Here is a 12,339-nt window from a genome sequence, read left to right as displayed (position 1 = left end):
ACTTTTCCTTTAATTTCTCCGTGACGTAAGCATATATATCCATAGTTGTATTTGTGTTTCATTTCTTATTGGGGGGAGATGGATCAGTGGATACGTTTTTAGTACTTTTAATGTTAGCTGCTTTGGCCGGTGTGGTATTCTTTGTTGTCTTGGCATTGGCAGGCAAGGGGAGCAGACGCGGTAACTTCGCCAAATCGGGCGGCTGCCTTTTGGCAGTATTAGTCCTGGTGTTTGTTGTTGGATCCATGGAGGAAGATTCTCCTGTTCCTGAAGATGCAGCAGTGGATGCTTCTGAAGAGGATACGGAGGCGGAAGATAAGGCGGAGCAGGAAGAGCAAGAGGCTGAGGAAGCAGAAGAACAGGCCCAGAAAGAACAGGAAGCGAAGGAAGCAGAGGAGCAGGCACAGAAAGAACAGGAGGCTAAGGAGGCAGAAGAGCAAGCCAAGAAAGAAGAGGAGGAACGAAAGGCTGAAGAGGAGCGTAAAGCTGCAGAAGCGGAAGAAAACAGCTTAACTCTTTCTCAGGAGCAGGCGATTTCCATGGCGGAAGACTACCTTAATTACACGGCCTTTTCCAAGTCTGGATTGCTGGAACAGTTAGTGTTTGAGGGGTTCAGCCAGGAGGAAGCTGCTTTTGCTGTGGAAAATATTACGGTGGATTGGCAGGAGCAGGCGGTTATGATGGCGCAGGATTATCTTGACTACACCTCTTTTTCAAGACAGGGGTTGATCGATCAATTAACGTTTGAAGGATTCAGCGCAGAGCATGCCACATATGCTGTAAGCCAAGTTGGTTTTTAGGGTATGAAACTTCTTTAATGAAATCCTTATCACACATAGTTTGCGGATCAATAAATTATATTAAAAAAAGCCTGATATGAGTCTGCTTATCTCATATCAGGCTTTTTTAGATAAGTAGTTGTAAACGCTAAGCTAGAAAATAGAACGTCCTTGACACTGAGAAAGCGATCAATGGTACAAATTTAAATAAGGGAGGAGGCTGAGAAGTTATTAAAAGTGCTCATTTATAGTCTGACGAAGGTAATACATTGAAGGGAAAAGATATGATGTGCGTGGTATTTGGGCAGTTGATCGTTATGGTGCTGCTTAGAAACCGGTCAGTATCAATTATCGAATCTGAACCGTAAAAGATAATGAATTTAGAACCATTGCTAAATGAAAAAACAACATCTAGAACTAGTTAACTATCAAGTATGGGGTTGTTTGCTTTTGAATAACATCACATTACTCTCCAGGGAGATTTGGTTGTTATATTTCGTTAAACTATATTTTACAAAATAACCTATTAATGGTAGATTAGGGGCGTAGTTTTAAAGGAGGAATACATATGTTGAAAAAAACCACTTTGTTCATCACATCTTTGGTCATGCTTCTTAGTTTCACAGTTCCGACTGCTGCATCTGCGAATGAATATGAGGGGCAAGTCGATTTAGAAGCTATTGAGAATTACAAGTTGACTCCAGAGGAACAAAAACGTGCAGATGAATTATGGGAGCAATACATAGCCATTGATGGTATTTTAGAGAACTTAGAAGAAGAAGATAAACAAACATTTCTAAACGGTTTGTTTGATCCGAACTTTGATAAAGAAGAATTTAAAGAGGATATTATACTGGCCAAGGACAAGGAAGAAATTGCAGAATTGAATAAGATGTTTGAAGTTCTTGGGTCTTCTGTACAATTTTCATCAGACGTTGAATCAGTTAAAGTGGAAAAACAGGGGGAGCTTGTTGCCTCTAAATCAACAGGAACTTCTGAAGTTGTTTCGCTTGGATTCTGGGGCGGCGTTTGGGATGCAACTAAATGCACAGCGTCTATTGCCGTTGTATTTGTTCCAGGTGCAAAGGCATATCGAGCTATTAAAGCGCTTGGAGGCGTCAAGAACACTGTGAAATTATTGGCTGGAGCATCCAATGTGGATGATTGGTTAACTATCGGTGGAGGAGCAGCAGCTGAAATTCTTGGCATTGCAGGTGTTAAAAGATACTGCTTTGGCTAACAAAGGTAGGTGATATCTCGCATGGCTACTAATTCTTTTCGAAGAGAAAACGGCATTTTAAATCCTATTAGTAATGGGTTTATGTCAGTCATAGTCTATGGGATGATTTTCGTTTCGTTAATGATTGCATTTAACGGTCCCATTACATTTGAAACACTTTTTATTCCGGCTTTCTTTATTTACACTGTGGTGAGAGTATGCGAATATTTAATTGTGAAGAAAAAGAATAGCACACCAAGCTGGCTTTCCATGGGAGCGTTCGGTTTAGCGGTATTAACAGCTTCTGGTATGACGATGTTTTTACTAAATTAATTTTAAAAATGATATTTTAGTTCTCAAACTCTTACTCTTTCGTCCTATTAGTGGCGCATAGTGTAGGAGTTTCTTTATTGTCTAAGCAAATAATGGTTAGTCTTGTGGAGATAGGTAGTGTCAGAAAAGACCATGGAAGGTAGCCTTAGCTTTACTGTGCAGGCTGCTGGGTGCACTCGGGTATGATGCAGCTTGTAGGTGCTGCAAGTATCATTTATTGTTAATTACTAATTTGAGGGTGATGTAAGTGAGTGAAAGAAAAGTTTCGATAAAGTACACTGGTAAGCTGGTAGGACTAATCCTGCTAAGTGTGATGATTGGTCGTATAGGAACAGCGTATTTAGTTGGTGAAAGTCCAAATCTATCCATGTTTTTCACTTTTGTAGGAACGGCTGTAGTATCTTATCTTTTAGCTTTTTTCCTATTCTCACCGAAATTCAAAGATATTCCACTTAAAAACTTTGTTGCAGGAGTTCTCCCGGTAGCCGTACTTTTTATTTTTGCTATTGGAGGGATACTGCACCAAACCACTAAGCTCATATAAATAAGTGCTTTGAGATTGAAGGATCGTGCATAATAATATAACTCTTTAAAAAGGAACATCCATTTCGGAAGTTCCTTTTTGATATTGGTTCCTCTTGCGCTTATCTTGCAGCGGTTGAAAGAATGGTAGAATTGAATTCCCAAAACGAAGTCGTCAAGAAATTTTCAAGGCGGTATTAACGGAAAGAAAAAGCCTGTCACGAGACAATCGCATCCGGATCTTCAAGCGATCTGATATCCTCCAGCGGGTTGTGCTTCGTAATGATCAGGTCTGCGAGTTTCCCTGATTCTATCGTTCCAAGCTTGTCGTCCCAGCCCATACATTCGGCTGCGACTTTTGTGGAGGCGGTAATGGCTTCCATTGGTGTCATGCCGATGTCGCACATCAAGCCGAGTTCTCTCAGGTTGGTGCCGTGGGCCATGACGCCGGCGTCGGTGCCCATCGCTATTTTTACGCCTGCTTGATAGGCTTTGGCAATGCTTTCTTTATGGATGTCGATGACTTCTTTGGCTTTCTGGACGGCGAAATCTGGCATGTCATCGTTCTGTTCGCTGGCTTCCAGGACGGAAACGGGAGCTAACAGGGTCGGGACGAGGTAGGTGCCGTTCTCGAGCATCAGTTCGATGGCTTCGTCATCAAGGAAGATGCCGTGTTCGATGGAGTGGATGCCGGCTTTGACGGCGTTTTTGATTCCTTCTGCTCCTTGGGCGTGGGCCATGACTTTCACGCCTTTGCGATAGGTGGCTTCCTGGACGATGATTGCCAGTTCTTCTTCGGAGAACTGGGTGAATTCGGGATGGTCGGTGGGACTCATCACTCCTCCGGTGGCGTGGACTTTAATGACGTCGGCGCCTGCCCGCAGCATTTCTCTCACCTTTTTCCGGACTTGTTCGGGGCCGTCGCAGATGCCGCTCGGGAGACCCGGGTAGCTCTTCGGTGTGGCGTCGATGCCGGAGTGTCTCCAGGAGTCGCCGTGGCCGCCGGTAATGGTCAGGGGATTGATGCTGACCTGCATTCTTGGACCTGCGACGAGGCCTTGTTCGACGGCTGTTTTCACTCCGACGTCGGTGAATCCGGCATCGCGGATCGTTGTTACTCCGGCGTCGAGCGTTCGTTTCATGTAGTGGATCGCTTGGTAGAATTTCAAGGTGAACGGTTCGTTGAGGCTTTCTCCGATGTCCTTCAACTCCATGACCATATGCACGTGCGTATCAATCAGGCCGGGGAGGATATAGCCTTGATCGGCATCAATGACCTCGACCTCAATATCTTCCGGCAGGTGGATGTCGCTGCCGACGGCTTCGATTTTCGTCCCGTTGATGAGAACCACTGCATCGGGGATGGGCTCGGCACCCGTACCGTCAAGGAGGGTGCCGTTTTTGATTAGTTTGTAGCTCACATGTATCTCTCCTTCATCAGATGGTTTGGACAAGAATGCTGGCGATAATGACGGACCCGATCGTTACGGAGGTGAACCCGCCGATCAGCATCGGGGGCAGGATCTCGTTGAGGATGGCTTCCTCTTCTTCCTTCGTCCTGCCGATGCTCCGGCTGACCTCTTCACATATGAGGTAATCACCCGGGAAGCCGTACATAGCAGTCAAGGTGACGGATATGCCTTTGGCAGGGTCCCATTTGAAAATTTTCGACCCGATGGTTCCGCCGACGATCAGACCGATGGTTCCGACGACAATGATGGTGGCGACAGCCGGAAGGACGGCTGTGATATCAGCGATCGTGATGCCGACCAAGGAACCGGTCACGATGAAAATCAAGCCGAGCATCGCGATGCTGAATCCGTTGGCTTTTTCCAATACTTTGGCAGGGTAGATGCCGAAATAAGCGCCTGTGATCCCGATCACTAATCCGAACAAGCTGTAGCTGACGCCGGTCAGGTTCTCCAACCCTACTGCGATGGCTCCTCCGACGAAGACTAAGAACAGGAGGATGAAGCTTGATTGCTGGTAGCGTTCAGGGATGAGCTGTCTTCTCGGTTTTTCTTCCGATTGTTCCTCGTCCAATAGATTGGCAGGAGGGAGCGCTTCCGCTGCTGTAGCGGCGGCCGTCATCGTGCGGCCTTCCATGGCCGTGCGGATTTTTAAGCCGTGCTTTCTTAAGAGGATGGACGTCAGCGGCATCCCGACCAACCCTTGAAGGGTCAGTACGATGATGGGAATCGCTAATAAGGAGACCAAGCCTGCTTTTTGCAGCGCTTCGGCCGTGACCAGGTAGGCAATCAGCCCGCCTGTCAATGGACCGGCTCCGGCGACGCCTGTGCTGTAGCCGAAGATCGGCGGGACGATCAACAGGATGAAGGCGACGGAGAATACTAAGCCGATCAGTGTGATGAGTACGGCTTTATACTGGCTTTTCATGACTTTCATAGGGATCAGCGTTCCCATATGAACGAGCAGGGCCGGCTGTAGAACGGCGCCGACAATAGCGAAGGTGGACGCTTCGATAATATTGGTTGGAAGGACGCCTGTCTGAATTAAGACGAAAAATCCGATCATCACGACTAATAACGTCGGGATTTTTGCCCTGGAGCGTATGGAAACGACTTCGCCGACTGTAATGATAGCCAGAATGATTAAGGTTGCTGTTACCGGACTCATAGAATACCCCTCTCTAGGTTAAGATGCTTTAGGATTTTGGATCAGGCTTTGGTCAGTAACGTCTTTTGGCTGTCCTTGGTGAGTATTTTCTTCGAGAGGCTTATTAATAAGCGAAGCCCGTCTTCCAGTGCATCTTCATCTACAGAAAATTTAGGGTGGTGATGGGGGTAGACGATGTCTTTCTCTACGTTACCTGCGCCGACAGGGATGAAGCATCCGGGGGCTTCGGTCAAATATGCCGAGAAATCTTCTCCGCCCATGATGGATCCCGTCTTCTGCAGCCAGTTTTCTCCGAACTGTTCCACGATGGTTTCTTCGACGGTCTTCGTTAAGGATTCGTTGTTGATGACCGAAGAATATCCATAATGGTAATCCAATTCATAGTCGCCTCCATGAGCGTCTGTGATGCCGCGGGCAATCCGTTCAATCAGTTGGACCGCATTCTCCCGGACTTCTTTGTCGAACGATCGAACGGATCCACCGATTTCCACATGTCCGGGGATGACGTTTTTGGCGATTCCCGCTTTTAATGTGGTGGTGGATACGACGAGCTTCTCTGACGGGGAAGTGTTTCTCGAAACGATGTGCTGAAGGTTGTTGATGACTTGTGCTCCCATCACGATAGGATCGATGGAATTCTCAGGCTGGGACGAATGGCCGCCTTTGCCGATGATTTTCAAATCGAAGGTGTCGGAGTTGGATGTAACGGGACCATAACCGATGCCGAATTTCCCTCGTGGAAGTGTAGAGGCAAGGTGCAGGCCGATGATAAGATCGACATCATCCATCACACCGGCACGGACTAGTTCCTGTGCACCGCCGGGCGGAAGCTCTTCGGCATGCTGGAAGATGAACTTGATGTCCCCGCTGAGTTCGTCTTTCTGGCCGCTTAGTATTTTCGCTGCACCGAGAAGCATGGCGGTATGGCCGTCATGTCCGCAGGCATGCATGACGCCGTCCACGGTGGAACGGAAATCGGCATCGTTCTCTTCCTGGATCGGCAAAGCATCCATATCTGCCCGGAGTCCCAGCGTATGGCCGGGGTATTTGCCTTTCAATCTGGCAACGACGCTCGTTTTTGTCGGTCTGCTGACCTCCAGTCCTCCGAAGGATTGCAGCGTATCGTAGACAAATTGCGAGGTGTTTACTTCCTTGAACGATAATTCCGGATACTCATGGAAGTGCCTTCTCCAAATAATGACCTGTTCTTTCATCTCACCGATCAACTTCTCGTCGTGTGGATTCGTCAATGTAATTCCTCCTTCTATTTAATGAAGCGAATGTATGCAGACCAGCGTCTCTATCGACATCTTTTTCTATAAAAAAATCGTAGCACGCCGGGGGTGGGAGGAAGTAATAGATAATTTTTATACCTTGCGTCTTGTGCACAGGGAAAAGGCGGAGCAGGGATATAGATTTTTTTAATATCTTGGTGGGAGAGCTTGTGCAGGATAGGAACTTAGGCTATTATATATAGAATATTCTGAAATATTTAAGGGGGATATTGAATGGATTTTGAGGGATTAGAGTCGTTTTTGTCCGTGGCCAAAACAAAGAGCATTTCCAAAGCAGCGAATCTATTACATATTACCCAGCCTACGTTAAGTACGAGAATCCGCAAATTAGAAGAAGAGCTCGGCTTTGTTTTGCTTACTAGAAGCTGGGAGGGAGTCACCTTGTCCAAGGAAGGGTACCATTTCCTGCCGAATGCCGTGCAGCTGCTTCAGGAACTGAGTAACGCTTCTTTCCGCTTGACCGGTGCCGATGCGACCCAGCATAACTATTCCTTCAAAACGATATCCAACGATCCGAAGGTCTTTCGAATCGGAATGAACATATGGCTGGCGCCGATTTTCACCGAGCAGATCATTACAGAGATGGCGCTGAGTTTTCCTGACATCGAATACCGGTTCGTGACGCGGCCGACGAATATATTGAAGGATCTGATGGAGTATGAATGCACGCACGTGAATATCTTCTATCAGAACGAGAAGGAGACACCGTTTACGAGTACGCCTATCTATGAAGATGAAATGGTTCTCGTTTGTTCGAAGAAGGATTATGCAGCGATCAAGGGGGACCCGAAGAATGTAGGGATCCTGAATAAACCGTATTTGGTTTTTGATAATCCCGTTCTTGCCAATAATATACGTTTTATAACCAGCGCGATCAGCCACTTGGACGTTCATCGATTTCAGGAAGTAGATGACTTGAATATCCTTGCTTCCTGCATATCCAAAGGCATCGGCTACTCTATTCTCCCTGCATCGATCTTCCAGCATTATTTTTCGCAGAGTTATGCAGCTTCCACCCAAATGGTCCCGTTCTCCGGCAGTCTATGGACGCTTCCTATTCATCTGGAATACAATTCCGATCCCGATGCTCTCTTCAAAGGTCCTATCCAATCGATTCAAAACAATCTGCTCCAGTTCTTTAATAAAGTGAACGTCAGTTAAGCCATCGTTTCATGGTTTCTTCTATCTCATAATCTTTCAGTCCCGGCGGAAGGGATAAGACGACTTCCGCCGGGACTTTTTTTGTTGATTAATAAAACATCAAAAATGAGCACTTTTTTCCTTAATTATCTTAAACAATGCTCCGGGTATTCTTCTTAAAATAAGGGTGTAGCAAATATAAAGGAGGAAACAGAAAATGAATGGTGGAATATCTTCGTTACCTGATTTGGAGAATGAGTTCCCGTTGTCCGCGCAGCTTGTGGAAGAGTACCAGGAGAAGGGGCATGTGTGTATTCGAAACCTGGCCGCACAGGAGGAGATCCGGACGTACAGGAACGTAATCAAAGATGCGGTACAGGATTATGCCAAGCAGGCCGCCCCGTTAGAAGAAAGGGATACTTTCGGTAAGGCCTTCCTGCAGGTCATGAATCTATGGGAAAAGTCGAAGGAAGTGGAGAAATTCGTACTGGCGGAGCGGTTCGGTAAGGTTGCGGCCGACCTGTTAGGGGTGGAGGGAGTTCGGATCTATCATGATCAGGCCCTTTATAAAGAGCCGGGCGGCGGTCACACTCCGTGGCACCAGGACCAGACGTTCTGGCCTTTGGATACAAACCACACCATCACCATGTGGATGCCTCTGGTGGATATAAGCGAAGAGATGGGATCGTTATCCTTCGCTTCCAAGTCCCAGTTGGAGGGATATATTAGTAAACTGGGAATCTCGGATGACTCCCATGCCACTTTAGGCCGGCGTATTGAGGAGAAAGCCTATGACATTGTGACGCATGGGGCAATGAAGGCGGGGGACGCGACCTTCCATAACGGGTGGACGCTCCACAGCGCGCCGGGGAACCCGACCGATCAAACGCGGGAAGTGATGACGGTCATCTACGTAGCCGACGGGGCGCAGGTCTCCGCCATCGATACCGCCGCAAGGAAAAAAGATCAGCAGCAGTGGCTGCCGGGACTTGGCGAAGGGGACTTGGTAGAAAGTAGGTTAAACCCGATCGTGTACCGGAAATAAGCGGATGCAGAGGAGAGGGAAGCGGCTCGATGGGGTCGTTTCTTTTTTTGAAGAAAAAGGAGTGTCCAGGATGAAAGTGAAACCGATTAAATCGTTGTGGGGGATGACGGGTTCCTTGGAGGAACAAGTGCGGAAAATTGCCGAGAGTGGCTACCAGGGAATAGAGTCCCCCTTGCCGTCCAAGAAGGATGCGGCCTTATTCAAAGAGCTGCTGCATTCTTATGAGCTGGATTACGTGGCTCAAATCTTTGCAGAAACAAAAGAATCGTTCCAAGCGCAGGCAGCGGCCTGTGTGGAATACGCACCCTTACTCGTCAATGCGCAGAGCGGGCGCGACGATATGGGTGAACGGGAACAGTTCGATTTTTTCACCGAAGCGGTTCGAGTAGAGAAGGAGCTCGGTCTTATTGTCGGGCACGAAACGCATCGCAGCAGGCCGCTGTTTACACCTTGGACGACCGAAAAGCTGTTGAACACTATAGAGGATTTGAAGATCACGGCTGATTTCAGTCACTGGGTATGTGTGACAGAGTCCTTGTTGGAGAGATACGGTAAGGCTGTTCAAACGGCATGTGAACGAACGATCCATGTGCATTCGCGGGTAGGGTATGCGCAGGGCCCGCAGGTACCGGCCCCCCGGGACAGTCATTATCAAAAGGAACTCCACTCTCATTTGGGGTGGTGGAAGCGCGTGGCGGAGGAGAGGAAAAAGGAAGGCCATCCGTTTACTACCTTTACACCGGAATACGGGCCTTCGCCTTACATGCAGACGCTGCCTTATACTCAAGCGCCTGCTGCAGATCTCTGGGATGTCTGCCTATGGATGAAATCCTTCGTAGAGAAGGAGCTCGGATAAGTTAAGGCTGTTTGTCGGAATGGTCTGTCCGGTATTTTCTTGGTGTCGTGCCGATCCCTTTTCGGAACAGCGTATGGAAATAAGACAGGCTCTTAAATCCGCATATGTCGGCAATATAAGAAATGGAGTAGTCCGTTGTTTTTAATAATTCCTTCGCCTTTATCAAACGTTTCAAGTTTATATACTGAGGAAGGGTGAATCCAGTCGTTTTTTTGAACGTGCGGCTGAAATGTTCCGGTGTGACGAGTGCTTCTTTGGCCAGCTTCTCCAGGGTGAGCTGCTCTTTCCACATCGTTTCGTCGATAAACAAAAGGACTTCGTTCATCCATGATTCCCTTCTCGAAGAAGTTGTGGAAGCCTCGGGTGGAAGCAGCTCCTTCGATTCACGGTTCAGGATCAGTAAAATCCAGTGCAGATAGAGCTGAAGGGCGTGTTTCGAGCCCTTGCCTTTCCATTCTTTCTTTTCCTCGTCCATCTGTTCAAGAAAGGATTCTATTTCTTTGAAACCTGTCTGGGGAAGACGGCTGGTAAACCCATTCTTAAGGAATGGATCGAAATAGGAAAAGGGTTCATTCAGTTCTTTCGAGTGGATCAGGGTCGGTTTAAATAGAAGCACAGAACAAAGGAAGGGCTCCTTTTGATCAGGGATCGCTTTATGTATAATTTCCCCGGAAATATGAAAAATCTGTCCTTTTTCCATTGGATAGACGTGCTTATCAATGAAAAAGTGTCCACGACCCTCGTGAACGACGACAAGCTCATACCAATCGTGAAAATGAAAAGAAACGAGAGGATCCTCTGTATTGCCTGCGATCCTGTACATATAGACGAAAGGGAACAGGGGGTCATAAGCATGCTTTTCTAAAACAGCTTCCAATGTATAATACCTCCGTTGAAAAAGATCGACCACGGTTGTGCGGATGGAACGGTTCTTATACTTCAGTATATCATTATCGGAGCCGGAGTTTTGGTGCAGTCGCTCCAGGTACGTATCCAGAGAAAATGCCCTGCCGTCTTCGCTTCGGCAGGGCATTTCTTTATAGGGGTAATCCTCTTTTAAATCAATCCGGTAACACTTAAGAGCACTCGCAGCGTAAGGAAGCAGACGATCAGCATAACGATCCCGTACATAATGTTCTGTCCCCGCGTATTGAGGTGGCTGCCTAAAACACCGGGCTTGTTGCAGATATACCAGATCGAACCGACGATCATAGGCAGAAGCAGACCGTTCAATGCCTGTGCTCCCATAATCAATTGGATCGGCATTTGACCGAAAGCCATGACAACCACAATCGGTGTGATGCCCGCAATCAGCATAAGAACGCGGTTCGTAGATGTTCTTGTGTCTTCCGATTTTCCGAATGCCTGTCCGAATAAGGCGGGTTGGACGGAGATGTTGAAAAGTCCGGAAGAAAACCCGGCGGCCCATAACCCTAAGGAGAATAGTACGCCTGCGTATTGACCGAGAAGCGGGGTCAATTGATAAGCCATGTCTGCAGCGCTCGTGATCTCGGTGCCTGTGCCGTAAATGGCCGTTCCGGCGCAAATCAGGATGGAGATCGAGATGATGGCTGCGATGCTGAGGTTCGTCCGTAAGTCAAAGTGGGCGAGCTTCAGCTGTGCTGCTTTGGAAAGGGTCTGCTCCTCTTTATATTTGTTCTTAATAAATGCGGACAGCCCGAGAGCGGTATTGGGTGGCAGGGTCGTTGCGATCAGCGCCAGCACGAGCCAGTAATTCTGATCCGGAACCTGGAAGGAGAATCCGGTGGTGACCAATGCTCCGAAATCGGGCCCGGAAAGGAATACGGTCAGAACAAAGGAAAGGACCATAAGTCCGATGAAGACGCGGTTGATATTTTCGAGTAACCGGTAAATGCCGATCCAGGATACGACGATGGCGGAGACGGCAAGAATGGCGACCCATGTCAGGATGGAGATGGAGGGGAGGAAGAAGTTCAGTGCCAGTGCCGCTCCGGTGAAGTTACCGGCCTGGAAAGCGATCGCTCCGAGCAGCAGGGCGAAATAAATCGTGCCGGACCACCATTTCCCCATATAGAGACGGATTCCATCCATAGCGGACATTTTCGTTTTGATGGTGAACTTAACGACCGGTTTCTGAAAGTAGTAGGCCGTCAAGCAGGCGATGATAAGAATCCACATCGCTTGGAAGCCGTAGCTTGCTCCGGCGATGGAGACGGTCGTAACCGTTCCGGGGCCGACGATGCAAGCAGCGACGATCAGGGCAGGACCGAGCGATTTGATTCTTTCCCTCCAACCAACAGGGGGTTCTTGGAGTTGTTTGGATTGCGTCTGTCTTTTATGTATTTCTGCTTCGTTTCGAATGGTTATTCCTCCTATGTATGCAATGTAACCATAGTTAACCATAAAAGTTCTGAAAATTCAGTTTTGTTGTCAGGTTATCTTACGTATTATTTTCACCGGGGTTTCCATAGGCCGGGAAACGGCAGTTTACAATAAGAAGGAATCAAATAAAGCCTGGAGCACATTGAGAT

At 47.7% G+C, this 12,339-nt stretch carries 12 protein-coding genes; 7 read left to right on the top strand and 5 right to left on the bottom strand.

Going from position 1 to position 12,339, the window contains the following annotated elements:
• Positions 1-86 precede the first annotated feature (86 nt).
• From D479_RS14730 to D479_RS14715, 4 genes are all read left to right on the top strand, one after another.
• Positions 87-800: an Ltp family lipoprotein gene (locus D479_RS14730; RefSeq protein ID WP_008638470.1), complete on the top strand. Its 714-nt coding sequence runs from the start codon at positions 87-89 to the stop codon at positions 798-800.
• A gap of 547 nt (positions 801-1,347) precedes the next feature.
• Positions 1,348-2,019 (top strand): hypothetical protein, encoded by a 672-nt coding sequence (locus D479_RS14725; RefSeq protein ID WP_008638468.1) that lies wholly within the window; start codon positions 1,348-1,350, stop codon positions 2,017-2,019.
• Positions 2,020-2,040: 21 nt separating this feature from the next.
• Positions 2,041-2,331: a hypothetical protein gene (locus D479_RS14720; RefSeq protein WP_008638466.1), complete on the top strand. Its 291-nt coding sequence runs from the start codon at positions 2,041-2,043 to the stop codon at positions 2,329-2,331.
• 247 nt (positions 2,332-2,578) lie between these two features.
• Complete coding sequence (locus D479_RS14715; RefSeq protein ID WP_008638464.1) at positions 2,579-2,875, top strand: hypothetical protein; 297 nt, start codon at positions 2,579-2,581, stop codon at positions 2,873-2,875.
• 196 nt (positions 2,876-3,071) lie between these two features.
• Here the strand turns inward: D479_RS14715 and D479_RS14710 are convergent, their stop codons facing one another.
• From D479_RS14710 to D479_RS14700, 3 genes are read right to left on the bottom strand one after another with little or no spacing between them, the layout of a single operon-like run.
• Positions 3,072-4,274: an amidohydrolase family protein gene (locus tag D479_RS14710; protein ID WP_008638461.1), complete on the bottom strand. Its 1,203-nt coding sequence runs from the start codon at positions 4,272-4,274 to the stop codon at positions 3,072-3,074.
• A 16-nt stretch (positions 4,275-4,290) separates the two neighbouring features.
• Positions 4,291-5,490, bottom strand: a complete 1,200-nt coding sequence (locus D479_RS14705; RefSeq protein ID WP_008638459.1) for a hypothetical protein — start codon at positions 5,488-5,490, stop codon at positions 4,291-4,293.
• Between the two features lie 41 nt (positions 5,491-5,531).
• The gene (locus D479_RS14700; protein WP_051989399.1) at positions 5,532-6,704 is read right to left on the bottom strand and encodes an amidohydrolase; all 1,173 of its coding nucleotides are present in this window, start codon (positions 6,702-6,704) and stop codon (positions 5,532-5,534) included.
• Between the two features lie 294 nt (positions 6,705-6,998).
• Between D479_RS14700 and D479_RS14695 the strand changes: the two genes are divergently transcribed.
• The 3 genes from D479_RS14695 (at position 6,999) to D479_RS14685 (ending at position 9,826) form a co-directional block, all read left to right on the top strand.
• Entirely contained in the window at positions 6,999-7,946 is a 948-nt protein-coding gene (locus tag D479_RS14695; protein WP_008638455.1) for a LysR family transcriptional regulator, read from the top strand.
• A 196-nt stretch (positions 7,947-8,142) separates the two neighbouring features.
• Entirely contained in the window at positions 8,143-8,970 is an 828-nt protein-coding gene (locus D479_RS14690) for a phytanoyl-CoA dioxygenase family protein (protein ID WP_008638453.1), read from the top strand.
• 70 nt (positions 8,971-9,040) lie between these two features.
• Positions 9,041-9,826: a sugar phosphate isomerase/epimerase gene (locus tag D479_RS14685; RefSeq protein WP_008638451.1), complete on the top strand. Its 786-nt coding sequence runs from the start codon at positions 9,041-9,043 to the stop codon at positions 9,824-9,826.
• 1 nt (position 9,827) lies between these two features.
• Here D479_RS14685 and D479_RS14680 read toward each other — a convergent pair whose 3' ends face one another.
• Together D479_RS14680 and D479_RS14675 are read right to left on the bottom strand one after the other, a co-directional pair.
• Positions 9,828-10,859: an AraC family transcriptional regulator gene (locus D479_RS14680; RefSeq protein ID WP_008638449.1), complete on the bottom strand. Its 1,032-nt coding sequence runs from the start codon at positions 10,857-10,859 to the stop codon at positions 9,828-9,830.
• 23 nt (positions 10,860-10,882) lie between these two features.
• On the bottom strand, positions 10,883-12,211 hold the full coding sequence (locus D479_RS14675; protein ID WP_008638447.1) for an Nramp family divalent metal transporter: 1,329 nt from the start codon (positions 12,209-12,211) through the stop codon (positions 10,883-10,885).
• Positions 12,212-12,339: the final 128 nt, after the last annotated feature.

The organism is Halobacillus sp. BAB-2008 (assembly GCF_000328325.1).
Classification (GTDB): domain Bacteria; phylum Bacillota; class Bacilli; order Bacillales; family Halobacillaceae; genus Halobacillus.
This window is presented reverse-complemented; position numbering and strand designations above follow the sequence as displayed.

What these genes read in the sequence shown, in the direction of transcription:
- D479_RS14695 (WP_008638455.1), top strand. Translation starts at nt 6,999, where the DNA reads ATGGATTTTGAGGGATTAGAGTCGTTTTTGTCCGTGGCCAAAACAAAG.
- D479_RS14720 (WP_008638466.1), top strand. Translation starts at nt 2,041, where the DNA reads ATGGCTACTAATTCTTTTCGAAGAGAAAACGGCATTTTAAATCCTATT.
- D479_RS14725 (WP_008638468.1), top strand. Translation starts at nt 1,348, where the DNA reads ATGTTGAAAAAAACCACTTTGTTCATCACATCTTTGGTCATGCTTCTT.
- D479_RS14700 (WP_051989399.1), bottom strand. Translation starts at nt 6,704, where the DNA reads ATGAAAGAACAGGTCATTATTTGGAGAAGGCACTTCCATGAGTATCCG.
- D479_RS14680 (WP_008638449.1), bottom strand. Translation starts at nt 10,859, where the DNA reads ATGCCCTGCCGAAGCGAAGACGGCAGGGCATTTTCTCTGGATACGTAC.
- D479_RS14675 (WP_008638447.1), bottom strand. Translation starts at nt 12,211, where the DNA reads ATGGTTAACTATGGTTACATTGCATACATAGGAGGAATAACCATTCGA.
- D479_RS14705 (WP_008638459.1), bottom strand. Translation starts at nt 5,490, where the DNA reads ATGAGTCCGGTAACAGCAACCTTAATCATTCTGGCTATCATTACAGTC.
- D479_RS14690 (WP_008638453.1), top strand. Translation starts at nt 8,143, where the DNA reads ATGAATGGTGGAATATCTTCGTTACCTGATTTGGAGAATGAGTTCCCG.
- D479_RS14685 (WP_008638451.1), top strand. Translation starts at nt 9,041, where the DNA reads ATGAAAGTGAAACCGATTAAATCGTTGTGGGGGATGACGGGTTCCTTG.